Raw genomic sequence first — 22,221 nt, 5'->3', positions numbered from 1 at the left:
TGCCCGCGCTCTCAAGATCCTGTACGTGCTCCCCCTCCACCGCAGGCGACAAATCCGGCGACGTCGGCGATCACCTCCGGAATACTGGTCGCCCATGGATGAGGTCACCGTGGTCGTCGCCCATTCCGCGCGCGCGACCCTGCGTGTCGGCGACGTGTTCCTGAAGGTGGACGCCGATCAGGCCCGTATCGACGTCGAGGTCGAGGCGATGTCCCTCGCGCCGGTCCCGACCCCGGAGGTGCTGTGGCGCAAGCCGTCCGTGCTCGCGATCGCCGCGGTCCCGGGGACCACGCTCGGGCGCCTCGGCGGGCCGTCGACCGGATCGTCGGCGGGATGGGCCGCGGCGGGCGCCGCGATCCGGAAACTGCACGACGCACCGCTGCCGCCCCGCCCCGGTCGTGCCGGCCGGAGCCTCGTCGCGTTGGCGGCGGAACTCGACGACGAGTGCACGCTGCTCGTGTCGAACGGCCTCCTGCCCACCGACCTGGTCACCCGCAACCGCCAGGTCGCCGAGGCCGCGCTCCGGCCGTGGACGCCCGCGTTCACGCACGGAGACCTGCAGATCGCGCACGTCTTCGTCGACGGCGACGAGGTGACGGGCATCATCGACTGGTCGGAGGCAGGCCGGGGCGACGCTCTGTACGACCTCGCCACCTTCACGCTCGGACACGAGGAGCACCTCGACGACGTCCTCGCCGGATACGGCGCCGATGTCGACATCGACATCGACCTCGACGTGATCCACGGGTGGTGGTCGTTGCGAAGCCTGCTGGCAGTCCGCTGGCTGGCCGAGCACGGCTTCGACCCGTTCGCTCCGGGCTGCGAGGTCGACGTCCTGCGATCCCGGATGTGAGGCCGCGCGGGTACGACTTCGACCCGCTGCGGCGTCGGCCTGCTCTGAGCGTCTCACCAGCCGCTTACCGAGACGATCAGGTCGGCACAGATGTGGAGAAGTTCTGGTCACCGCGTGAGTTTTCAGTCGGCGAATTCCTCGAACATGGCTCACCTGAAACACTTTCAGGCCCTTCCAACTCAATAGTAACCAGCCCCTGACCAGCCAAAATGGCTTCTCCGACGGGGTTCTGGAGGGAATCCCCGGAATTCCTGCGGGCGGGGTATGGTCGGGCCCGCTCACCTGTCCGAGTAATCGTCGTACGCCGTGGGCGGCAAGAAATCGGGGCACATGCAGACCCCGGGGACGAAGACCGACCAAAGACGTTCGAGGCGAGGCAGACCGATGGAAGCTCCGACCACCCCGTCGGCCGACGGCTACGGCTCCGGTGCCGCTGCTGCCGGCGGTCAGGGCGGAGGCTGGTTCGGGCACGGCACGGCGGGAGCGCGCGGGCCCCAGACGCCCTCGCATCCGACGGCCGGCCGGTCGGCCCCGCAGCCCGCGCGCCCGGCGGCGCCCCGACCAGCCCCGACGCCGCCCCCGACAACGGCGGCAGCGGCAGCGGCAGCGGCAGCGGCAGCGGCAAGGACAGGGGCAGGAGCAGGGGCCTCGGTTCCGTCCGCCACAGAGCTGCTGCAGCGCACGATGGCCGAGATCGAGCCGATCGCCGACCGGGTCACCTCGTACTTCTACGCGCTGCTCTTCCTCCGCCACCCCGCCCTGCGGGACCTCTTCCCCGCCGCGATGGACGCCCAGCGCGACCGGCTGTTCAAAGCGCTGCTCACCGCCGCGACCCACGCGGACGACCCCGTCACCCTCACCACCTATCTGACCCATCTCGGCCGCGGGCACCGGAAGTACGGCACCCTCCCCGAGCACTATCCGGCCGTCGGCGAAGCCCTGATCGGGGCGCTCGCCCGCCACGCCCCGGAGACCTGGGGGCCGCGGACCGAGGCCGCCTGGGTGGGCGCGTACACCACGATCTCCCAGATCATGATCGACGCGGCGACCGAGGACGAGCTCCGGGCGCCGGCCTGGTGGCAGGCGGAGGTCGTCGCCCATGTCATGCGCACGAAGGACGTCGCGATCGTCACGGTCCGGCCCGACGGGCCGTATCCCTTCCTCGCCGGGCAGTACACGACCCTGGAGACGCCCTGGTGGCCGCGGGTCTGGCGGCACTACTCCTTCGCGTCCGCTCCCCGTTCCGACGGGCTCCTCTCCTTCCACGTCAAGGCCGTACCGGCGGGCTGGGTGTCCAACGCCCTCGTCCACCGTGCCCGTACCGGGGACGTCATCCGGCTCGGTCCTCCCGCCGGTTCCATGACCGTGGACCACACCAGTGACAGCGGGTTGCTGTGTCTCGGCGGCGGGACCGGCATCGCGCCGATCAAGGCGCTGGTGGAGGACGTCGCTCAGCACGGCCGTCGGCGCTCCGTCGACGTGTTCTACGGCGCTCGCCGGAACAACGGCCTCTACGACATCGACACGATGCTCCGCCTGCAGCAGTCGCACCCCTGGCTCTCGGTGCGCCCGGTCGTCGACGACGGTCCTGTCGGCCTGCTGTCCGGCGGCATCCCGCAGGCCGTACGCGAGTTCGGCCCGTGGCACACGCACGACGCCTATCTGTCCGGGCCGCCCGGAATGGTCCGGAGCAGCCTCGACACCCTCGTGGGCATCGGCATCCCCACCCACCGCATACGGCACGACTCCATCGAGGAACTGGTCGGGGCAACGACGTGAGTACTTTCGAACACGCCGGGCAGCAGGGGACGACGACCCTGCGCACCACCCGCCCGGGCAGTGACGGCGAACACCTGGTCCAGCAGCGCATGGGCACCACGGAGCGCGCGGATCGTTTCTACGGCGACCAGGTCCTCGACCGGCTGAACTCCCGGATGCGGGAGTTCGTGAACCGGCAGGAGATGTTCTTCCTGGCCACCGCCGACCGGCACGGCGGCTGCGACAACACCTTCCGCGCGGGCCCGCCCGGCTTCCTCCACGTCCTGGACGACGAGACGCTCGCCTACCCCGAGTACCGGGGCAACGGCGTCCACGCCAGCCTCGGCAACATCGAGGAGAACCCGCAGGTCGGCATTCTCATGGTCGACTTCCTCCAGGACCGCATCGGGCTCCACGTCAACGGCCGGGCCAGGAGCGTGGCCGACGACGCGATGCGTCGCGCCCACCCCTGGCTCCCGGCCGACCAGGTGCCCGGCCGAAGGGCGCTGGTGTGGGTGGTGATCACCGTCGAGGAGGCGTACATCCACTGCGCCAAGCACATCCCCCACCTGCAGAAGGTCCCGGCGCGCGGCCACGGCCGCTCGTGGGGAACGGACGACGTCAAGCGCAAGGGCGGCGACTTCTTCGGAGCGGCCGACGAGGCACCGGAGCGCGGTCCGTTCCTGCCGCCGCCCCGCCCGGACGCGGATGCGGCGACGTGGCGGGCGGAGGCGGAGAGGGTACTGGAGAGGGCAGAGCGGTACTCCTTGGGCGAAGGCTCCGGCAACGGCTCCGGGGTGGAATCCACCGTGGGGGCGCAGCCGTTCAGCGGCTGGTTCCGCAGAAGCACCTCGGTCTGAGGCCAAGTCCCAGTCCGATTTCGAAGCCGAGTCCGACTCCGACCCCCGAGTCCGAGTCCGAGTCCGTGCCGGAGGCACTGCCCAGTCCCTCTCCCAACTCCCGCCTGAGACGTCGCCTGAGCCCCTCACGCTGCACGTTTCCGTTCTTGGGACCCGATCGGGTGAAACCTTCCGGCCGTGTCTACCGTCCCCTTATCCGGGAGAGCGTAGAGAACGGGCGAGGAGTGGCAGGACATGGGGCTGAAGGGCAAGTACACCGCACACATAGCCGTGGCGGCTTCGGCGGTCGCGATCAGCCTGGCGGCGTGGGGCGCCACCGCGCTGACCAACACCGAGGCCGCCGCGCGGACGGGAGCGGGCTCGCAGGGGGCCGGGCCTGAGGAACGGACCAAGGGGCCGGAGTCCGGTCCGCCGCCGGTGTCGAAGGTGAGGATGCCCCAGGGGATCGCCCATGCCGCCGAGGCGGGTGGGAAGGCCGTGAACATCACCATCGACGACGGGCCCGACCCGCAGTGGACGCCCCAGGTGCTCGACGTCCTCAAGCAGCACAACGTCAAGGCGGTGTTCTGCATGGTCGGACCGCGGGCGAAGGAGTTCCCCGAGCTGGTCAAGAGGGTGGTCGCGGACGGGCACCGCCTGTGCGACCACACCACGTCGCACGACACGGCGATGGACAAGAAGTCCGTCGCGTATCAGAAGCAGCAGATCCTCGACGCGAAGCGGATGATCGAGGACGCCGCCGGGGGCGCCAAGGTGGAGTACTACCGGGCGCCGGGCGGCGCGTTCACCCCCGACAGCCGGCGTATCGCCGCCGAGGCGGGGATGCGGCCGCTGGGGTGGAACGTGGACACCAAGGACTTCGAGAAGCCCGGTACGGGGGCCATCGTCGGCACGGTCAAGCACGAGCTGTCCAACGGGCCGACGATCCTGTTCCACGACGGAGGCGGCGATCGCGCCCAGACCGTCGAGGCCCTCAAGCAGGTTCTGCCGTGGCTGAAGGAACAGGGACGCCCCTTCAGCTTCCCCGTGCGAACGGCTCCCTGAGGTCGGGCGGCTCGCGCTGGAGATCTCCTTCGACCTGGCCGTGTCCGGTATGAGAGCCGGTCCGGAGATCTCCATCGCTCCAAGATCCTCACGGGGGCCAGACCTCTTCGGCGAGGGCGGCTAGATCCTTCCCCGCACGAACCGCGTCCGGTGCCCGATCACCCGGCCCAGCTGCGCAACGAACTCCGGCAGCAGCGCGGGCCCGTTCCGGAACTCGAACCCCAGGTACGCGAAAGCGAGCCCGTCGCCGGCCCATTCCCATGCGGCCAGCGGCACCACCCGTCCGCACCCTGGGCACGGCACTTCGGCGCAGCCGGTGTTCCACCATGCGTCCATGGCCGGCGAGAACGCCTCACGGTGCTCATCACCGAATGCCACCGCGCAGTACGGACAGACCGGCGGCCCGGTGTGCTGCGGCGAGAAGAACACCGTACGCCCCGTGACAACGGCCAGCCCCTCGCTCCCGAGCGCCTCCTGAAACCCGGTCGCGCGGTCCCACCGCGGCCCCGGATCGTGATCCGGCAGCCTCACGATTCCCTCGCCCACCAGCCACGCCGCCACCCGCGCCCCGTGCGCGACGGCGTCCTCGGCGGTCGCGTCCAGGTCGACGATCGTCTGAAAAGAGCTGCTCACAGCCGAACGGTAAGCGGCCTACTCGGCTCCACAAAACCCGTACAACCCGATCCGTACCGCCCGGACGCGACGCACACCGTGAAGAGCACGCGTCGTCAGAGCTCGTAGTCCTGGGCCAGTTCCTCCCAGTGGATGCTGCGCAGCGCACCATCGGCTTCCTCGCCCGACGGGACGTCCGGGGTGGGCTGGAACCAGGCCACGGTGAGAGCGGAACGGTGCAACACCGGGTCGAGGTCGGGAGCGATCGCTGTCGAGCCGAAGACACCGATGCACGCCACGGAGGGCAGGACCTCCACAGGGCCGAAGGCGCCGCCGGACTGGTCCGGGTAGGCGCGGACGGGCGGAACCAGGTGGACCGGCAGGGAGGGGAACGCGCGTTCCGCCTGCAGCTGGAGGCCGCTGACCTGGAGGTCGTTGACGCGCTTGCACGGGTAGCCCTCCAGCATCCCCCCGTAGACCGAGGACATCCGCAGCTCGGTGAGCTCGATCGAACGACCGGACGAGAGGACTATGTGACTCAGCGGCATCCCGACACCCTAAGCGCACGCCGGCCGGCGCGGCTCAGAGGAAGGCGTCGGCGTGCTCCAGGGCCCACTGCCGGTACGGGCGGGCCGGCGTTCCGGTGAGTCGCGGAACCGTGTCACGGACCCTCAGCAGCTCGTCGTTCACGTCTCCTCCGGTGACGTCGAGGACGGCGTCCGCGGATTCGGGGCCGAAGACCGCGGCCATCTGGCTGCGGGCCTCCGCGCGGCTGATCTCCGCGCAGAGGATCCGGCGTCCGAGTGCTGCCGCGACGGCCTCGATCTGCCCCCGTGGGGAGACCCGCTCCGGCCCGGTCAGGGCGTAGGTGCATCCACGGTGGCCGGGCTCGGTCAGGGCCACCCGCGCCACGGAGGCGATGTCGGCCGGGTGGATGGTCGGCAGCGCGGTGTCCGCGTACGGTGCGTGGACCGTCTCGTGCGCGCGGATCGAGGGCGCCCACATCAGGGTGTTGGAGGCGAACTGGGTCGGCCGCAGGATCGTCCACGCCATGCCGCTCGCCTTGAGCAGCTCCTCCACCGCCGCCTTCTCGGCGGCGGGGCCGAGGTGGGGGTGGGTCTGGACGGTGATGGAGGAGACCAGTACGACGTGCTCCACGCCCGCCCGCCGCGCGGCGGCGAGGATGTCGGCGTCCGGGCCCAGGTGCGGCAGGAGGAAGAGCGCGCGCACACCGTCCAGGGCGGGCTTCAGCGACGCCGGGTCCGACAGGTCGGCCTCGGCGGCTTCGACTCCTTCGGGGAAGCCGGCCCGCGCGGCATCACGGGTGAGCCCACGCAGCGGCCCGGCGTCGTGTGCACGCAGTTCGTCGAGGAGTGAGCTGCCTATGTTTCCGGTGGCTCCGGTCACGAGGATCATGCGGTGGTGTCCCGTCGTCGGTCAGGTGATCGCGTAGACAGGACGGTAGAACCTCACTCTTGCTTGAGGTCAAGCGTGCGTCGCCTCCTGCTCCGGCCGGGTGGGATGCATGTGCGTACGTGGGCGGAGTCCTGGGCGTCAGGAGCGGGCCATCAAGGCGGCGAGACTCGCCCTCGTCGCGACCTCCGTCTTGCGGAACACCCGTGAGAGGTGGGTCTCCACGGTGCGCGGACTGAGGTAGAGCCTGGTGGCTATCGCCCGGTTCGTGAGGCCCTCCGCCGCCAGTTCGGCGATCTCCCGTTCGCGTGCCGTCAAGGAGGCCAGCCGCGGCGGGACGGTGGAGGACGAGGACGTACGGGGGTGGGGCTGTGGTGCGGGTCGCCTCGTCAGCTCGGCCAGTCCGAGCAGCAGACCCGCGCCTCCGGCCGTGGCCAGCCGGTGCCCCTGCTTCCACATGGCCTCACCGCGCGCCCCGAACCCGGCGGCCGTCATCGCGGGAGCCGCGAGCAGCAGTGAGCGCGCCTCCCAGAACACCGCACCCGACCGGGCGCACTCCGCCGCCGCCTCGGAGAGCAGCGTCGCCGCCCTTCCGGCGTCGCCGTGGTGCAGGGCGAGCTGTGCCGCGCTCCGCATCGCGGAGGCGCGTTGCACGGGGAGGCCGAGCTGTTCCGCTTCCCTTCCGGCCTGCTCGGCCCACGCGGACGCGGCCGGCACGTCACCTGTGAAGAGGGCCGCCGTGACGAGGAGTTCCATCAGGAGAGGGCGCATCGAGGGTTGCAGTCCCCGCAGGTCGTCTCCCCCGGCCTTGAGGAGCGCGTCCCGGGCTCGGTGCGGATCGCCGCCGGTGAGTGCCGCGTATCCGAGCATGCACCAGGCCATGGAGGCCCGCCAGTTGTCGCTCGGCCCCATGGCCGCGACGGCCTCCTCCGCGGCCGCCAGTGCCTCCGGGTCGCCGGGTGCGGAGGCCGCGACACACACCTGGGCCTTGTTGGCCAGGACGAAGGCGAGCAGCTCAGTGCTGCCGATGCCGCGGGCGATGTCCTCGGCCTCGTCCGCCAGTTCCCGGGCCGACGGCAGCCGGCAGGTCTGGATGCGTACGTGTGCCTTGCACAGCAGCAGGAGCGGCAGGAGGTAGATCTGTCCGCTGCGCCGGGCGATGCCGAGGCCGCGGTCGGCATGGCGTTCCGCGTCCGTGTAGCGGCCCAGGAAGGCCTCCGCCCATGCCAGTCTGCCCAGCGGTTCGCACAGTGCGGTGAGGTCGCCGTCGGGCAGGCCGTCCAGGACTCCGGCGGCCTGCGCCGCGTACGCGCTCGCCGCGGTCACGTCGCCCTCGTAGGCCTCGCCGAACGCGGCGACCGCCAGCGCCCCCGCCTCGCCGAGTTCGTTGCCGAGCTCGCGGGCGTCCGCGAGGGTCCGTGCGACCTCGCTCCGCATCTCCGCGTAGGAGGCGCTGTGCGGTGCGGACGCGCTCAGTTCGAGCCCGATGGCCACGCGGTCGGACGGTGACGGCTCCGGCCGTCTGCGCGACTCCCGGCGCAGCAGCGCGATCGCCTCGGGGTACCTTCCGAGGTGCCGTTCCGTCAGGGCGCAGAGCACGACCGCCGAGGTCCTGACGTCGGTCTCGTCGGGACCGACCGTGCCGATCACCTCGTGCAGCAGGTCGCGGCACTCCCGCAGTCCACCGGAGACGCCGAGTGCGCGGGCGCGCCGCAGCATCAGATCCCGTCGCTCGGGCGCGTGCTCAGGTGTGTCGGGCAGCAGGCGGAGTGCGGCCCGGAGCCAGTGCGCACTGCTCGTCGGCGCCGTCGACGCCGTCTCCTCGGCCGCCTGCTTGAGTACGGCGTACGCCTGCGGGTCCCACGTGGTCACCGACCGTTCGACGTGCCGGGCCTGCTCGACGGCGGGTGCGGCCGTGCGGGCCAGCTCGGCTGCCGCGGCACGATGGATCTCGACGCGTCGCCGGCCCGCCGTGGACTCGTGGACCAGGCTCCGGAGCACCGGGTGGCGCAGCACCGTGCGGCCGCCCGGGCCAGGCCGTACGAGGTCGCGTCGTCCCAGCGTGTGCAGGTCGTCGTCGAGTTCGGCATCGGTGCGGCCGGCCACCCTCCGGATCATCGGGGGTACGGCGTGATCGCCGAGCACGGCGATCACCTCCAGGGTCCGATGCTGGGACGGGGTGAGCGGGGCCAGTTCGCTCCGGAGCAGTGCCCCGAGTCCGGTGGGGAGTTCGTCGAGGTCGGTCTCGGCGGAGGCCGCGGGGGTCGTACGGCGACGGGCGGCGTCCTCGCGGTACGCGTGCAGGAGGGAGAGGAAGTACAGCGGGTTGCCCTCCCCTGCCGCGTACAGTCGTGCGGCCCGGTCGCGCGGCAGGTCGGGGGCGAGCCCTTCGACGCAGTCCCGTTCCGCGAGGGGCGTCAGACCGATCCGGAGGACCGTCCCGGTGGCGGCTTCGCGGCTGAGCGCCGCAGTGAGCGCGGTGGGCGTCTGCCGGTCGCGGCGGGCGACGACGAGGACGACGGGGCCGGGTACGGGATGCCGGACGAGATGGTCCAGGAGTTCGAGGGAGGCCGGGTCCGCCCAGTGGACGTCGTCCAGGGCCACCATCAGGCCTCCGGCGCGGCCGAGTTGTGCCATCAGCCGGGCCACCGACCGGTGGAGGCCGAAGCGGTCGGCGGTGGCGGGCACGGGCCCCGCTGCCGGCCCGGCGGCACGGCCGCCGATGACGCGGGACATCGCGTCGAGGAGGTCGTGGGCGGGCGGCGGAAGGTGGTCCAGTTCGGCGAACGCGTCGGCGAACGGGTGGAACGGGAGATACCGCTCGTACTCCGCCGCTCGGCCCCGCAGCACGGTCAGCCCTCGTCTCCGTGCGCGCAGGCAGAACTCCGTCATCAGGCGGCTCTTGNCCCGCCGCGCCGGTGATGTCGACGAAGGACGGGGCGCCGTGGCCCAGCCCGCCGATCACGGTGTCGAGCAGCTCCAGTTCGGCCGAGCGGCCGACGAGGGGGCTCCCGCCGTCGTGCTGTGCGGCCGCGCCGTCCGACGCGCCGATGGGGGTGACTTCTCTGCCGAACTCCACGGCAATGTCTACCACGTTGGGTGGAAGCCCACCGCTCGGGAGTCGCCCACGCGCGCGCGTACGGCACCCTCGCTCGTGGCGCGGGACCGCGCGGCCCGTCTCCTCGGTCGAATCGGCCGCGCGCCCCCGTCTCCTCGATCGAGTGGGCCGCGCGGCGCCGTCACCTCAGTCAAACAGGCCGATCACGGCGAGGGCGATCGAGACGACGGCGCCCACCAGGAACCCGAGGACGAGCGCGGCGACCTCGGCCACGATCAGGACCAGCACGTAGTCGCCGTTGTGGCTCCACGTGCCGTCCCGGGCGCTGGCGCGGAACGACAGCGACAGGGCCAGGAACGGCCCGAGGATGAGCCCGGTGACGGTGATCCACGTACCCAGCGCATAGCCCGACAGCTCATGGGCCCGGCCCCTCGCCATCCGCACGTCGACGGTGCTGCCGGGCTCGTGCGACGTGGCGGCCTTGTCCAGCGTGACCTGCCGTGAGGGTTCGCCCGGCACACGGGGGGTGTAGGTGCCCGTGCAGTGGGTGCCGTCCGCATAGCCCTGCGCGTCGGTGGCCTCGTAGCAGGAGGCGATCCTCAGCTCCCCGTCCACGGGGCCGAACCCGAGGACGGCTGCCAGGTGGGGTCCCGGAAGCACCCAGATCAGCCATCCGGCGATCGCGAGGCTGACCACCGCTCCGGTCAGGCCCACCCGCCGCGCCCACGTTCCTGCCGCTCGTGCCACACCGTCCGCCCCCCTGCGAGGCCGTCTCGTGCGGACCGCCTTGACCGCCTTGACCGCCTGTGATGTGTACGGCTGCCGTCAGCGAGACGACCGCGACTCATGACGTACGACGCGCGACTCTCCCACGCGTCTCGTCGCCGCGCGTCCGTGGTTTCCCTGACATGCCCTACGTAGTTCAGGGTGCGTGCCGTCGGCCCCGCAGCCAATACGTGGAGACCTACGTGGTTCCACCGACGTCCTCGGGCAGCGGATCCTGCCAGCATCGGCTCCCGTGCCCCAGCGCGGCCACGTCAGGCACCGCACCCCGGCCACGAGCCGCGGCACGGCCGCGTGCCCGTCGCCGCCGGCACGCCGATGCTTCCCCCACCGAACAAGAGGTGCTTCCGTGTCCCACCGCGCTCTCGTCTCCCCCGTCCTCGGAGTGCTCCTGGCGTTGTCCCTGGCCGCCTGCGGTTCCACGGCGGACAAGGGGCCTGCCGCCCCCGGCCCCACGGCCGCGGGCAGTGCGGCCGACGGGCGCACCGCTGACGGGAGCGCGACCGACGGCGGCGCGGCCGACGAGGGCGCCTCGCGGGACTGCCCCGACAAGCACGCGGTGACCGTGCAGGACGACAAGTTCGGAGGGACGGCGGACATCGACCTGTGCGCCCGTCCCGAAGTGCACCGGACGGCCGTCAGCGCGGCCTGGGCCAGTGTCTACAGAAACCCCACCGTGAGCCCGCCCCTCAACATCATGCCGGTCGCCTGCGCGGGCGAGTCCGAGGACAGCTGCAAGGTGATCAAGGTGGCCGACACCGAACTGTGCAATCAGGCGAAGCCCGACTGCCACCCGCAGCGCGGCGAGGAGGTGCCCGTGCTCTGCTCCGCCGTGGACAAGCTGAACTCCGACAGGCTGTACTACGGCGTCCTCCTCGACAGCAAGCGGCTGCTGGCGATGGGGACGGACAACGACCGTCGCTACACGCAGGACTTCACCGACAAGGGCGACATCCCGGTGGGCTATGTGGATGCCAGGCGCCTGGAGAAGGTGCGGGCCGAGCTGCCCGCCTGTGACGGCAGCCTGCTCCATGGCTCGGGAGCACGCACCTTCGCGCAGATGGAGGGTCTTCCGCTGGACTGAACGGCCGGACCCCGGCGGGTCAGTCCGCGTACACGAGGATCAGCCACAGGGCCGCGAACGGCACGACGGACCCCGCGAGCAGCGTCAGTGCCGCGGGGGTCGCCGCCGTCAGGCGCGCCCTGCCGCTGCGCCGCCCCGAGCGGAACACCCACCGGGCCAGGAAGAGCGGCGACAGCGTGAGCGCGAGGAGGATCACCGGCACCACGGCCCGGCCGAAAGCGGTCGTCCCGGTGTCCGTCACCAGATGCCAGGTCGTCGTGCCGAAGACCAGGGCCGGGCCGGCGAGCAGGGCCGACGCGAGGGCCGACGCCACGGCGACGGTCACCCCTTCGGTCAGCCGCTCGCCGCGCGTCCGTCCGCGCGGGGCCTCCGTGGTCCCGCTGTTCCCCATGGCACTCCCTCGGCCGTCGGCTGGTACACCTCACGCGTCGCCGCTGGGGCCAGGAGATCAACTTATCCACTCGTCGAACGCGTGGACAAGCGCCCCCTGGAGTGCCGTCGCCCTGATCTCCCGGCGTCCTCGGCGGCCTTCCCGAGGCGCCTGCACCGGCATCCCTGCGTCGGCTCAGCGGAGCAGCGGGGTGGCGCCGGTCGCGGCGACGGAGAGGTCCCAGAGGCGTGCGGCCTCGTCGGGGTCGATGGCGTACGCGCGCACGCCGCCGTCGTCCATGGGCTGGTCGGGGGTGGAGACGCGGGCGATGTCGCAGTCCTCCAGGTAGAGCCCGCCGCGCCCGTCGAGGAGCGGGGACGTGGCGGCCCACAGGCCGGTGGCGGCGCCCTGGGAAGGGGTCTTGAAGCCGGCACCGATCACGTTTCCGTGCTCGTCCACCCAACCGCGGTCGATCTGTTCCTGGAGGGCCATCTCGCGCTGCAGACCGGTGATGATCTTCCCCGGGTGCAGGGCGAACGCACGGACCCCTTCATCGCGCCCGAGCGCGTCCAGGTGCACCGCGAACAGGGCGTTCGCGGTCTTCGACTGGCCGTAGGCCAGCCACTTGTCGTAACCGGTACGGAAGTGGGGGTCGTGCCTGCGGATCCCGGTCAGGGTGTGCCCGGCGGAGCTGTTGACGACGACCCGCGCGCCGCCGGCGGCCCGCAGGAGCGGGTAGAGCTCGCAGGCGAGCACGAAGTGGCCGAAGTGGTTGGCGGCGAACTGCCCTTCCCAGCCGGGTCCCACGCGCCGCTCCGGGGTGGCCATGACCCCGGCGACGGCCATCAGGAGGTCGAGCCGGTCCGCGATGTCGCCGATGCGCGCGGCGGCCGAGCGGACGCCGGCGAGGTCGGCCAGGTCCATCGCGAGGACCTCGCAACCCTTGACTCCCTGGAGCGCGGCACGAGCGACCTGGGGTCGGCGGGCCGGGACGACGACCCGGGCTCCGGCTGCCGTCAGGGCGAGGGTGGTCTCCAGACCGAGCCCGGAGTAGCCGCCGGTCACCACGGCGGTCATGCCGGAGAGGTCGCGGTCGGCCACGATGGCGGTGGCGGTGGTGGCAGCCGAGTGGGGCGAGCCGAGCGGCTGCTGATCAGTCATCGTCATGCCGCCGACGCTACGATCTAGAGCGAGGTCTAGATCAAGTCCGGGAGGGAGCAGGATGACGAGCGAGGCCGGCGTGCGGTGGCTGGGCATCGGCGAGGTGGCCGAGCGGACCGGACTCAGCGTGCACGCGCTGCGCTTCTACGAGCGCGAGGGCCTGCTCGTCGGACCGGTCCAGCGCACGTCGGGCGGCAGGCGGCGCTACACGTCGTCGGACGTCGAGTGGCTGCAGATCTGCGTCCGGCTCCGCGAGTCGGGGATGCCGCTCGCCGACCTCGAGCGCTTCGCCGAGCTCGTACGGCACGGCCCGGGCAACGAGGCGGAACGACTGCGCCTGCTCGACGCCCATCGGCGACGGGTCGACGCGCAGATCCAGGCGCTGGAGGAGTGCCGGTCCGTCATCGCCTGGAAGGTCGACGTCTACGCCGAGCACCTCGCTCGCGACGAGGCCGGCGGGCTCTGGGACCCGACGGCATGAAGGAGGGCCCGAACACCAGGTGTTCGGGCCCTCCTCCACGTGCTGTGCTGTCAGGCGTGGCGACTCCGGTTGCCCGTGACGAGGCGGTAGAGGACGAGAAGGATCACCGAGCCGACGACGGCGGCGATCCAGGTCGACAGGTCGAAGAATCCGTCGATGGCGTCGACACCGAGGACCACCTTGCCGAGCCAGCCGCCGAGCAGGCCGCCGGCGATGCCGATGAGCATGGTGATGATGATGCCGCCCGGGTCCTTGCCCGGCATGAGAGCCTTCGCGATCGCGCCGGCCAGCAGGCCGATGAGAATCCACGCGATGATGCCCATGATGCGCCTCCAGTTGGTGCCTGAGAAGTTCGTACGCTCCGTCTGTACCGAATCGGCACAACCAAACATGCTTCTTTCGAACAGATGCGCCGCAACTGCACAGAACAGACGGAACAGGGCGTCTGCCCGAGGCTTTCCTCGGGCAGACGCCCTGTGCGTACGCCGGCCGGAGGCCGCCGTCAGCCGGATCAGGCGGTTTCGAGCAGGCCCTGACGCAGGCGCTTCACGGTGCGGGAGAGCAGACGGGAGACATGCATCTGGGAGCACCCCAGGTGTTCCCCGATCTGCGACTGGGTGAGTTCCTCGACGAACCGCATGTGCAGGATCTGCCGGTCGCGCTCGTCGAGCTCGGCGATCAGCGGGGCCAGGGCGTGGAAGTCCTCCACCAGCTCCATCGCGGGGTCCTCGCTGCCGATGAAGTCGGCCAGGGAGGACTCGCTGTCCTCGTTCTCGCCGCTCAGCGCGGCGTCGAGCGAAGAGGAGTTGTAGCCGTTGGAGGCCAGCCGGGCCTCGGTGACCTCCTCCTCCGTGAGGCTCATCAGCTCGGCGAGTTCCTTGACCGTGGGGGTCCGGCCCAGGCGCGTGCTCAGCTCCTCGGTCGCCTTGGCCAGCTCCACCCGGGCCTCCTGCAGGCGGCGGGGTACGTGCACCGCCCAGGAGGTGTCACGGAAGAACCGCTTGATCTCCCCGACGATGTACGGCACGGCGAAGGTGGTGAACTCGACCTCCCGCGAGAGCTCGAAGCGGTCGATCGCCTTGATCAGTCCGATCATGCCGACCTGGACGATGTCCTCCATCTCGTCGCCGCGATGACGGAACCGCCCGGCCGCGTAGCGGACCAGACTCATGTTCATCTCGATGAGGGTGTTGCGCGCGTACTGGTACTCGTGCGTCCCCTCCTCCAGCACGGTGAGCTCCTGGAAGAAGACCTTCGACAGGGCGCGTGCGTCCTTCGGCGCGACTGCCAGCGCGTCCGGGATCACCGGCAGCGTTCCCGTTCCGGTCTCGATCCCCTTGGCCGACATCATGGTGAGCGTCACGCCGTTTCCCCTTTCACGTGTGTCCCGAAGACGGGACGTGGCCCCGTGTCAGCTCGCCTACCCTGAGCCTCGAAGTCCACACCGACGAATTCTCGAAAGTTTACCGAGGCGCGAAACCCCAGGTGGATCGGCGGGTCGCGCTCCTCATGTGAGGGGGTCTCAGCAGCCCGCCCCGCGCTGCCCGCCGGAGCCCTCGCGTGCCGGGGGCCCGCTTCTTCCACAGGTCGCTGGGCAGAAGGAAGGCGTAAGACAGAGACCCAGGACCCGGTCGACCTAAGGAGAGACATGGAACGCGATCCCTCGTTGAGAGCCGTCGGTTGGGCACGATCGCTGCCCCTCGGCAGCGGCGTGAAGACGGCACGCGACTGGACACGAGAGCATCTGGCGACCCTCGGCTGGGACCGTACCGCGCCGGACCTGGTGGACTCCGTGGTGCTCGCCGTGTCCGAACTGGTCACCAACGCCCACGTCCACGCCCGCAGCGACGCGCAGCTGATCCTCACCTGGGACGAGGAGTGCCTGCACGTGACCGCGCACGACGCGTCGCCCCGTGTCCCCGAGCCACGCCACCCCGACGACGAGGCCCTGGGCGGGCGCGGCATGCTGCTGATCGGTGCGGTCGCCGACGACGTACGGATCCGCTCCTGCCCGCGGGGCAAGGACGTCATCGTCTGCTTCGGTCCGCCCTGGCCGACCGCCCGGCCGGAATGAGGAGCACCGCCCGCTTCACGTGTCCGCGTACGGGGGCTCTCGGCATGCCGCACGTCAGCGCCTGAGCGAGGCGAGCAGGGGCTGCCAGTCGATGTGCTTCTCCTCCGTGCCCTGCGGCACCAGGGCGAACGTGTCGCGTACGAGGCGGGCGAGGCCTTCCTGGTCGCACCTGACCATGGCGCAGTGCCCGGCCGGGCCGAGCCGCAGGAGGAGCCGCCCGTCGGGAGCGGGTCGCAGGTGGACCTCTCCCGCGCCCGTGGCGGTCAGCGATCCGGCGAGGACCATCTCACGGTCGACGCGCCACACGACGGGATCCTCTCCCAGGAGGTGGAAGACGATGGTCAGTGCGTGGGGGTCGCGCGAGGTGTAGCTGACGGTGGTGTCGATCGCGACCGCCGCGTCCGGGGTCAGCAGCTCCATGGGTATGGGCTGCGTGAGGACGCGCGGCGAGGGAAGGGGCGCGACGGGGGGCTGGGGCATGAGGTCCTCCGACCGAGGGGACGTGGGGAAGGGGTGCGGTGTCCGCTTGACCCGTCCCATCCCCGCTACACCTCTTGCTCACGAGACGGATGCGCCGATGGCGTCGCGGTTTCGTGAAGGTCGCGGAAGCAGGCCCCCCGGACGGTGCCGGAGCACGGTCCGCCAGGGGCCGGGGGCAGTCGCCCGCGAGGGACCGGCGAGAGCCGGGGTCCGTCCGCCGTGTCGTTCGGCGTGTCGTTCGGCGGTGTATCAGCCCGGGTGCCGGTCCAGCGGGGTCGTCGTGTCGGCGTACCCCGCCAGGAGGGAGAGGCAGGCCCGCACCCGCTTCCCCTCCGGGTGCGGCTCCACGCTCAGGCTCTCGCAGACGGCGACGACGATCTCGACCCCGTGCTGTCCGATCCGGCGGGGGTCGTGTCCGCGGGGTACGGGAGCGGCGGGCTCGCGGTCGAACACCGAGATCTCCAGCATGTCCTCGCGCAGCTCCAGGAGCAGTCGACAGGGGCCGGCCGTGTGCCGGACGGCGTTGGTCACGAGCTCGCTGACCACCAACTGCGCCAGCTCGACGCGCTCGCCGGTCACCGGCACGCGCCGCACGGAGGGGGCGGCGGCGAGGAAGTCGGCCGTGAAGGCACGGGCGGCGGCGATCGCGCCGCCGGCGGCGGTCTCGTAGACGACACTCGCGGACAGCAAGGGATCCCGTGCCGCGGGCTCCGCGGTCATCGCGTCCGTCATGGCGCTGGTACTCCCCTCGTTCGGTGGGTGCGCTGGGGCACCTCGTACCCCGCCTTTCCCCTCTTCATGGTTTCCACACCGGTCTCGACGCGGATCACACACCGGTAACGCTTCACGGAGGGGGCTGCGCGGGCCTGGGACCGTGACGCGCGGGTAGACGGCCGCCGTGGGCCCTCCACCACGGGAAAGATATGGTTGACAGGTGCGGACGACGCGACCGGCGGGGGTCGCGTCCACGGATACGTACGCGTCTCGGCCGGTGCCCACACCGGCGCCGCGGGGACCCGGCAGCGCCGGGAAGCCTCAGCCGATGAGCAGCAGGTCCGCGGAGGACGCGGGGTACAGCTGCGCGGGACGGGTACGGAGGGGGGCCGGAAAGAGGTGTGGTGCCGCCTCGCGGAGTGTTCCTTCCGCTGTCGCGTGCCGATCCACCGGATCCGTACCGCCTTCTGGAGAGGTGTGGAGATGACCGGTCCGTTCCAAGGCCCGCGTCCTCGGCCCCGGGCGCCCGAGGAGTGTCGGCAGACATGAACAGCGACGCCGCCCCGTCCGCGCCGGAACCGCAGCGGGCCGCCGAGGCCGCCCGGGAGCTCATCGAGCTGCTGGAGGTGTTGTGGGAACGCGGCCGGGACATGGTGTCGGCGACACCGGTCTCGGCGAGTCAGCTGCGCGTGCTGTACAGCCTGGACCGCGAGGAGGGCATCAGCCTGCGCACCCTCGGCGATCTGCTCGGTTCCGCGCCGCCCTCGGTGAGCCGCATGTGCGACCGGCTGGAGGCGCTGGGCTTCGTCCAGCGCCTGCCGAGTCCCGTGAGCCGGAGGCAGCTGGAGCTGCATCTGACCGTGCAGGGGAAGGCGTACCTGCTGGAGCTCCGGGCGCAGCGCGAGCAGGCCCTGCTCGCCGTCATCGCCGCCATGTCGCCGCGGAGCCGCAAGGCATTGCTGCGCGGGCTCACGGGGTTCCACGAGGCGCTGGAGCAGCGCGGGCCGACCGGCGCGGCACGCCCGCGCACGCCGTTGAAGGACGTCAGCTCGGCCTGATCCGCGCGCGACGCGGAGGCGTATGCCCGACCCGAGACGTATGCCCGGGCCGAGGTGTGCGCCCGGGCCAAGGCTTATGCCCGAGCCGAGGTGTGCGCCCGGGCCGAGCCGGAGCGGGCGCCGGAGCCGAGCGGACGCCGGAGCGGGACGCGGGGCCGGAGCGGACGCCCGGGCCCGCGGACGAGCAGGGGCCGGGCCGGAACCGGCGTGGGCGGGCACGGGCGTCACTCGGCCTCCGGTGACGCGGCGCCGTGCCAGTCGAGGCAGACGACGAGGGCGTCGTCCTCCAGCGGGCCGCCGCCGTGGTGGGTGGTCAGCTCCCGGAGCACCGCCTGAGGGACCTGCGTGGGCGGCAGCAGCCTCGTTCCCTTGAGCGCGCGGGCCAGCGCGCGGTCTCCGTAGCTCTCCCCGGCCGGCGAGACGGCGGCGTACACGCCGTCGCTGCCGAAGAGCAGCCGGTCCCCCGGCCGGACGGTGAACCGCTGGGGGGCGTACACCGTGTCCTCGAACATGCCGAGGGGCAGCTGTGCCTCGAAGACGATGGGATCGACGGAGGGGCCCCGCAGCCGCCAGAGGCGGGGCGAACCTGCGTCCACGGCCTCCACCTCGCCCGTGGCCAGGTCGAAGCAGAGGAGGAGGACCGACACGAAGGCGGCACCCCGGTACTGGGCGTACACGGCCTGGTCGGCCAGCGCGGCCTGGTCCGCGAGGGAGAGGCCGGCCCTGCGGGCGTTGCGGAGCGCGTTGATCGCGAGGTTCGTCAGCAGGGCCGCCTCGATGCCCTCGCCCATGCCGTTGGTGACGGTGAGGGTGAGACGGCCGTCGGAGACCGACCAGTCGTAGTTGTCTCCGAAGATGGCGTAGGCGGGTTCGAGATGGGCGGCGAGGGAGAACTCGGGGCGGGCGCACGACAGGCCGGGCAGCAGCTGCCACTGCATCTCCGCCGCGAGCGTGAGCCGCTTCGCCCGCCGGGCCAGGACGTACAGGTCCGTGTCCCGCTCGGCGACCAGGATCTCGTGGCCGAGCGCGGCGCAGACCCGGTCGAGTCCGGTGAGCAGCGGTCGGATGTCGGTCTCCGGGGGAAGTTCGGCGGTGAGGACGCCCAGCCGGTCTCCGCGGACGGTGACGGGCAGGTGGAGCAGGACCGACGAGGGGCCCTTGTCGGAGTACGGCTCCTGGGCACCGAACGCGCGTCCCTGCGGGCTGTCGTGGATCGGGACCGACGCTTCCGCGCCGGGGGCGTGTCCCACGAGCTGGAGCGACCGCATGCCGTAGTCGGCCAGGCGGAGTTCCACCCGCAGGGCGCCGCAGTGCTTCCGCAGGACTTCCTCGACGACGTCCACCAACTGGTGCGGAGCCGCTCGGCGGAGCTCCTGCTCGACGTCGGAGATCTCGTGCACGGTCTGTCTCATCCTTCCTCTCCGGTCCCCGGTGCCGTGCCCGGGGACTCGGGCCCCTTCCTTTATCTTCCGGCGCCGGCCGCGGCCAGCGCCTCCGCCACACGGTCGTGCGGCGGGAGCGTCGTCGCCAGCCCGGTGATCTCCAGGATGCGTCGCACCGCAGGGTTCGGCGCGGCAAGGTACAGGTCTCCGCCGTCCTCCCGTGCCCGGTGGACCGACCTGATGAGAACGTTCAGGCCCGAGGAGTCCATGAAGTCGAGCCCGGACAGGTCGAGGACCAGGTGGTGCCGTCCTTGCCCGAGCTGTTCCACCAGGTGCTCGTTGAGCCGGCCGGCCGTCTCCATGTCCAGCTCACCCGCCACGGACAGCACGGCGGTACGGGCGTCGCGGATCTCGACGTCGATGTCCAGGTTCGGTTCTCGCTCGGGCATGTTCCCTGCTTTCGGGGTGGGGGAAGGTCGTGGGGCGGACGGTCTGCGCACGGTCGTCGGCGGGGCGGCCCGGGGTCGGGCGCCGGGGCGGTCAGGACACCTGGACACCCACCACGCACGTGTCGTCGTCCGTGTCCGACTTGCTGCGTGCCAGCAGCTGGTCCAGCCGCTGTTCGAGGCTGTCGGCGGGCAACTGGGCGACGGCGAGCAGCTGGGCGACGGAGTCCTGGACGGGGGTGTCCCGCCGTTCGACGAGACCGTCGGTGTACATCAGCACGATGTCGTCGGATTCGAGCCGGAGCTCCGACTCCTCGTACTCGGCTTCGGCGAGCGCACCCAGCAGCAGCCCGCCCAGGAGCGGCAGGTCGACCGCCTTGCCCCTTCGGACGAGGGCCGGCGGCAGGTGCCCCGCCCTGGCCCATCGCAGCGTGCGGGTGTCGGGGTCGAAGATCCCGCAGACCGCGGTGGCCGTGACGTGGGCGGTGAGGTGGTGGGCGACGCTGTTGAGCCAGGACAGGAGCTGCCCCGGCCCCGCGCCCGTGACGGCGAGGCCGCGGAGGGCGTTGCGGAGGACCACCATCGCGGTGGCGGCCTCCACTCCGTGGCCCGCGACGTCCCCGACGCACAGGAGCACCTTCTTGGAAGGCAGCACGACGGCGTCGTACCAGTCGCCGCCGACCAGGGACTCGGACTCGGCCGGGCGGTAGCGCACGGCGACGTCGAGGTCCGGTGCGTCGAGCGGGGGTTTGACCGGCGGCATGATGGCGTGCTGGAGCTGGAGGGTGAGCCGGTTGCGTTCCTCGGCGGCCTCCTCCGTGGCGACCAGCCGGTCGTGGGTGGCCGTGAGGGCGACCTCGGTCCAGTGCTGCGCCGAGATGTCCTGGTAGGCGCCGCGTACGGTCTCGAGGCCGCCGTCGACTCCCTGGGCGGGCTCGGCGGTGACCCGGATGTGCCGCGTGACTCCGTCGCGTCGCAGCATGCGGAAGGAGGCGGAGCCCACCTGCCTCTGCTGCAGCACCGTCTGGAGGAACTGCCGGATGACGCCGGAGTCGTCGGGGTGGGCGTGGCCGGCCAGGTCGCGCAGGGCGACCGGCGCCTCGGTCGGGCGACGGCCGAAGAGCTCGAAGAGCTGGCCGTGCCAGGTGATGTCCCCGGTGAGGGCGTCCTCCTCGAAGGCGCCGACCCGGCCGAGACGCTGGGCGTGCTGCAGCAGGCTGGCCAGGCGCGCCGACTCGTCCTCGACGCGCCAGATGAGGAGGACGCTCCCTCCGTGCCGGCTGATGCTGATGTCGGCGAGCGAGGTGAGCGGCACCTGGTCGACGAGGGCGGTGAGCCGGGTGCGGCGGGCACGGAAGGGCTCGCCGGTGGCGTGGACCCGCTCGATCTGTCCGAAGAGTTCGCTCTCGTCGCCCGCCGCGGGGTACGCCTCGAGGAGCAGCGCTCCGTCGACGGCGCTGCGCGGGCGGCCCGCCGGGTCCTGGAAGTGCGCGTTGGCGTGCCGGATGCGGAAGTCGGCGAGCCTTCCCGCCTCGTCCAGGTGCGGGGTCAGGACGAGGGCGGGGTCGTAGAGCCCGTCGGACAGTTCGGCCAGCTCCCGTGATCCGTCCCCGGCGGGGACGAGGGAGCGCGCCGGGGCCGTCTGCTCGGGCAGCGACTCCAGTGTGTGGGCGCAGAGTTCCGCGAGCGCCTCGATCTGACGTTCCACGGCCTGCGGCTGGGGGTCCAGCGGGCGGGCCCAGCAGATCTCCAGGACGCCGTGGATACGGCCGCCGGTCCCGGCGGGGACGACGACCCGGCCTCCGTCGGGGTGGCGCGTGCGGCCGATCGAGGGGATGCCGGCGGCGGCCAGGGAGGGGTACCAGACGGTGCGGCGGCCGGTCAGCGCCTGCCGGGCCGCGGTCGTCACCCCGGGGGGTACGTAGTGCCAGCGGGCCGCCTCGTCGGCGCCGAACCCGGCGTGGCCGCGCAGGCTCAGCGACGTGTCGGGGCCGGTGGTCCAGATCGCCACGGCGGCGGCGCCGAGGGGTTCGAGGGCGTGCGCGAGCAGGGAATCGGCGACGGCCTGGGTGTCGCCCGCGCTGAGCGCCGCGCTCTCCGCCGTGCGCAGGCGCACGGCGACCGAGGGGGCGGGCCCGGTGGCGCCGGGATCACTGGACTCGCCGGGATCGCCGATGGTCGTCCTGACGAAGTCGCCGGCGACCTCGGCGACCTGGTCCCTGGCCGCCTGGTTGATGATGTCCGCGGCCAGCTCCAGTCGGGAGAGGCCGGCCCGGTCGGCGAGTTCGGCGAGCTGCCGGGCCGCCTGGGCGGGGCCGCAGCCCAGGCGCTCGATGAGGACTCCCTTGGCGAGTTCGATCAGGGCGCGTCCCTCGGTCGCCGCGTGCGCCGCGCGCACCTCGCCGCGCAGCCGCTCCACCGTGGCGGACAGCCTGCCGTCGGTGCAGTCGCCGCGGGTCGACGGGCGTTCGCCGTCGGAGGGAGGGAGGACGTCGGCAGGTGTCTCCGGGGCCTCTGAGGCTTCCGGGCCGTCCGTGGCGGCCGGGGTCGCGGGCACCTCGTCGGTCGCGGGGGGCACGACGGTCACGAG

21 protein-coding genes and 1 pseudogene are annotated in these 22,221 nt (G+C 72.0%); 8 read left to right on the top strand and 14 right to left on the bottom strand.

Annotated elements, in window-relative coordinates; translation table 11 throughout:
* Positions 1-94: 94 nt before the first annotated feature.
* From AMK27_RS05075 to AMK27_RS05060, 4 genes are all read left to right on the top strand, one after another.
* Positions 95-853, top strand: a complete 759-nt coding sequence (locus tag AMK27_RS05075; RefSeq protein WP_073902778.1) for a phosphotransferase family protein — start codon at positions 95-97, stop codon at positions 851-853.
* 684 nt (positions 854-1,537) lie between these two features.
* The gene (locus AMK27_RS05070) at positions 1,538-2,632 is read left to right on the top strand and encodes a globin domain-containing protein (RefSeq protein WP_376308621.1); all 1,095 of its coding nucleotides are present in this window, start codon (positions 1,538-1,540) and stop codon (positions 2,630-2,632) included.
* Positions 2,629-3,471: a pyridoxamine 5'-phosphate oxidase family protein gene (locus AMK27_RS05065; RefSeq protein WP_073902776.1), complete on the top strand. Its 843-nt coding sequence runs from the start codon at positions 2,629-2,631 to the stop codon at positions 3,469-3,471. The genes AMK27_RS05070 and AMK27_RS05065 overlap by 4 nt, the downstream gene beginning before the upstream one ends.
* 234 nt (positions 3,472-3,705) lie before the next feature.
* Positions 3,706-4,515 (top strand): polysaccharide deacetylase family protein, encoded by an 810-nt coding sequence (locus tag AMK27_RS05060; RefSeq protein WP_073902775.1) that lies wholly within the window; start codon positions 3,706-3,708, stop codon positions 4,513-4,515.
* 120 nt (positions 4,516-4,635) lie between these two features.
* Here AMK27_RS05060 and AMK27_RS05055 read toward each other — a convergent pair whose 3' ends face one another.
* The 5 genes and pseudogenes from AMK27_RS05055 to AMK27_RS05035 form a co-directional block, all read right to left on the bottom strand.
* Entirely contained in the window at positions 4,636-5,148 is a 513-nt protein-coding gene (locus AMK27_RS05055; RefSeq protein ID WP_073902774.1) for a hypothetical protein, read from the bottom strand.
* A 95-nt stretch (positions 5,149-5,243) separates the two neighbouring features.
* Positions 5,244-5,675 carry a hypothetical protein gene (locus AMK27_RS05050; protein ID WP_073902773.1) on the bottom strand — a complete coding sequence of 144 codons (432 nt, stop codon included), beginning with the start codon at positions 5,673-5,675 and terminating at the stop codon, positions 5,244-5,246.
* Between the two features lie 34 nt (positions 5,676-5,709).
* Positions 5,710-6,543, bottom strand: a complete 834-nt coding sequence (locus AMK27_RS05045; RefSeq protein WP_073902772.1) for an SDR family oxidoreductase — start codon at positions 6,541-6,543, stop codon at positions 5,710-5,712.
* 138 nt (positions 6,544-6,681) lie between these two features.
* A pseudogene (locus AMK27_RS05040) lies at positions 6,682-9,445 on the bottom strand (helix-turn-helix transcriptional regulator); the annotation flags it as partial.
* Positions 9,446-9,784: 339 nt separating this feature from the next.
* Positions 9,785-10,345, bottom strand: coding sequence for a hypothetical protein (locus tag AMK27_RS05035; protein ID WP_241847304.1), 561 nt, complete (start codon positions 10,343-10,345; stop codon positions 9,785-9,787).
* A 385-nt stretch (positions 10,346-10,730) separates the two neighbouring features.
* Between AMK27_RS05035 and AMK27_RS05030 the strand changes: the two genes are divergently transcribed.
* Complete coding sequence (locus AMK27_RS05030) at positions 10,731-11,465, top strand: hypothetical protein (RefSeq protein WP_073902770.1); 735 nt, start codon at positions 10,731-10,733, stop codon at positions 11,463-11,465.
* A gap of 19 nt (positions 11,466-11,484) precedes the next feature.
* Here AMK27_RS05030 and AMK27_RS05025 read toward each other — a convergent pair whose 3' ends face one another.
* Positions 11,485-11,856, bottom strand: a complete 372-nt coding sequence (locus AMK27_RS05025; protein WP_073902769.1) for a hypothetical protein — start codon at positions 11,854-11,856, stop codon at positions 11,485-11,487.
* Between the two features lie 174 nt (positions 11,857-12,030).
* Entirely contained in the window at positions 12,031-13,002 is a 972-nt protein-coding gene (locus AMK27_RS05020; RefSeq protein WP_073902768.1) for an SDR family NAD(P)-dependent oxidoreductase, read from the bottom strand.
* Positions 13,003-13,057: 55 nt separating this feature from the next.
* Between AMK27_RS05020 and AMK27_RS05015 the strand changes: the two genes are divergently transcribed.
* Positions 13,058-13,477: a MerR family transcriptional regulator gene (locus tag AMK27_RS05015; RefSeq protein ID WP_073902767.1), complete on the top strand. Its 420-nt coding sequence runs from the start codon at positions 13,058-13,060 to the stop codon at positions 13,475-13,477.
* Between the two features lie 50 nt (positions 13,478-13,527).
* Here AMK27_RS05015 and AMK27_RS05010 read toward each other — a convergent pair whose 3' ends face one another.
* Positions 13,528-13,800, bottom strand: a complete 273-nt coding sequence (locus AMK27_RS05010) for a GlsB/YeaQ/YmgE family stress response membrane protein (RefSeq protein WP_073902766.1) — start codon at positions 13,798-13,800, stop codon at positions 13,528-13,530.
* A gap of 188 nt (positions 13,801-13,988) precedes the next feature.
* The gene (locus AMK27_RS05005; RefSeq protein WP_073903970.1) at positions 13,989-14,828 is read right to left on the bottom strand and encodes an RNA polymerase sigma factor SigF; all 840 of its coding nucleotides are present in this window, start codon (positions 14,826-14,828) and stop codon (positions 13,989-13,991) included.
* 297 nt (positions 14,829-15,125) lie between these two features.
* Here AMK27_RS05005 and AMK27_RS05000 point away from each other — a divergent pair, with 297 nt between their 5' ends.
* On the top strand, positions 15,126-15,551 hold the full coding sequence (locus AMK27_RS05000) for an ATP-binding protein (protein ID WP_073902765.1): 426 nt from the start codon (positions 15,126-15,128) through the stop codon (positions 15,549-15,551).
* Positions 15,552-15,605: 54 nt separating this feature from the next.
* On the opposite strand, the gene AMK27_RS04995 is transcribed toward AMK27_RS05000, so the two are convergent.
* The gene (locus AMK27_RS04995) at positions 15,606-16,031 is read right to left on the bottom strand and encodes an SsgA family sporulation/cell division regulator (RefSeq protein WP_073903968.1); all 426 of its coding nucleotides are present in this window, start codon (positions 16,029-16,031) and stop codon (positions 15,606-15,608) included.
* Positions 16,032-16,280: 249 nt separating this feature from the next.
* Positions 16,281-16,763, bottom strand: coding sequence for an ATP-binding protein (locus AMK27_RS04990; protein WP_073902764.1), 483 nt, complete (start codon positions 16,761-16,763; stop codon positions 16,281-16,283).
* A 527-nt stretch (positions 16,764-17,290) separates the two neighbouring features.
* On the opposite strand from AMK27_RS04990, the gene AMK27_RS04985 reads away from it, so the two are divergent.
* On the top strand, positions 17,291-17,803 hold the full coding sequence (locus tag AMK27_RS04985; protein WP_073902763.1) for a MarR family winged helix-turn-helix transcriptional regulator: 513 nt from the start codon (positions 17,291-17,293) through the stop codon (positions 17,801-17,803).
* Between the two features lie 224 nt (positions 17,804-18,027).
* Here AMK27_RS04985 and AMK27_RS04980 read toward each other — a convergent pair whose 3' ends face one another.
* From AMK27_RS04980 to AMK27_RS04970, 3 genes are all read right to left on the bottom strand, one after another.
* On the bottom strand, positions 18,028-19,215 hold the full coding sequence (locus AMK27_RS04980; protein WP_073902762.1) for a PP2C family protein-serine/threonine phosphatase: 1,188 nt from the start codon (positions 19,213-19,215) through the stop codon (positions 18,028-18,030).
* Positions 19,216-19,265: 50 nt separating this feature from the next.
* Positions 19,266-19,634, bottom strand: a complete 369-nt coding sequence (locus AMK27_RS04975; protein ID WP_073902761.1) for an STAS domain-containing protein — start codon at positions 19,632-19,634, stop codon at positions 19,266-19,268.
* Between the two features lie 91 nt (positions 19,635-19,725).
* Positions 19,726-22,209 (bottom strand): SpoIIE family protein phosphatase, encoded by a 2,484-nt coding sequence (locus AMK27_RS04970; RefSeq protein WP_445194838.1) that lies wholly within the window; start codon positions 22,207-22,209, stop codon positions 19,726-19,728.
* Positions 22,210-22,221: the final 12 nt, after the last annotated feature.

The sequence above is a fragment of the Streptomyces sp. CB02009 genome (genome assembly GCF_001905825.1).
Classification (GTDB): Bacteria; Actinomycetota; Actinomycetes; order Streptomycetales; family Streptomycetaceae; genus Streptomyces.
This window is presented reverse-complemented; position numbering and strand designations above follow the sequence as displayed.

Excerpts from the sequence above, each read along its gene's own strand:
- AMK27_RS05075 (WP_073902778.1), top strand. The coding sequence starts at position 95 with ATGGATGAGGTCACCGTGGTCGTCGCCCATTCCGCGCGCGCGACCCTG.
- AMK27_RS05070 (WP_376308621.1), top strand. The coding sequence starts at position 1,538 with ATGGCCGAGATCGAGCCGATCGCCGACCGGGTCACCTCGTACTTCTAC.
- AMK27_RS05060 (WP_073902775.1), top strand. The coding sequence starts at position 3,706 with ATGGGGCTGAAGGGCAAGTACACCGCACACATAGCCGTGGCGGCTTCG.
- AMK27_RS05050 (WP_073902773.1), bottom strand. The coding sequence starts at position 5,675 with ATGCCGCTGAGTCACATAGTCCTCTCGTCCGGTCGTTCGATCGAGCTC.
- AMK27_RS05045 (WP_073902772.1), bottom strand. The coding sequence starts at position 6,543 with ATGATCCTCGTGACCGGAGCCACCGGAAACATAGGCAGCTCACTCCTC.
- AMK27_RS05025 (WP_073902769.1), bottom strand. The coding sequence starts at position 11,856 with ATGGGGAACAGCGGGACCACGGAGGCCCCGCGCGGACGGACGCGCGGC.
- AMK27_RS05020 (WP_073902768.1), bottom strand. The coding sequence starts at position 13,002 with ATGACGATGACTGATCAGCAGCCGCTCGGCTCGCCCCACTCGGCTGCC.
- AMK27_RS05015 (WP_073902767.1), top strand. The coding sequence starts at position 13,058 with ATGACGAGCGAGGCCGGCGTGCGGTGGCTGGGCATCGGCGAGGTGGCC.
- AMK27_RS05010 (WP_073902766.1), bottom strand. The coding sequence starts at position 13,800 with ATGGGCATCATCGCGTGGATTCTCATCGGCCTGCTGGCCGGCGCGATC.
- AMK27_RS05005 (WP_073903970.1), bottom strand. The coding sequence starts at position 14,828 with ATGATGTCGGCCAAGGGGATCGAGACCGGAACGGGAACGCTGCCGGTG.
- AMK27_RS05000 (WP_073902765.1), top strand. The coding sequence starts at position 15,126 with ATGGAACGCGATCCCTCGTTGAGAGCCGTCGGTTGGGCACGATCGCTG.
- AMK27_RS04995 (WP_073903968.1), bottom strand. The coding sequence starts at position 16,031 with ATGCCCCAGCCCCCCGTCGCGCCCCTTCCCTCGCCGCGCGTCCTCACG.
- AMK27_RS04990 (WP_073902764.1), bottom strand. The coding sequence starts at position 16,763 with ATGACGGACGCGATGACCGCGGAGCCCGCGGCACGGGATCCCTTGCTG.
- AMK27_RS04985 (WP_073902763.1), top strand. The coding sequence starts at position 17,291 with ATGAACAGCGACGCCGCCCCGTCCGCGCCGGAACCGCAGCGGGCCGCC.
- AMK27_RS04980 (WP_073902762.1), bottom strand. The coding sequence starts at position 19,215 with ATGAGACAGACCGTGCACGAGATCTCCGACGTCGAGCAGGAGCTCCGC.
- AMK27_RS04975 (WP_073902761.1), bottom strand. The coding sequence starts at position 19,634 with ATGCCCGAGCGAGAACCGAACCTGGACATCGACGTCGAGATCCGCGAC.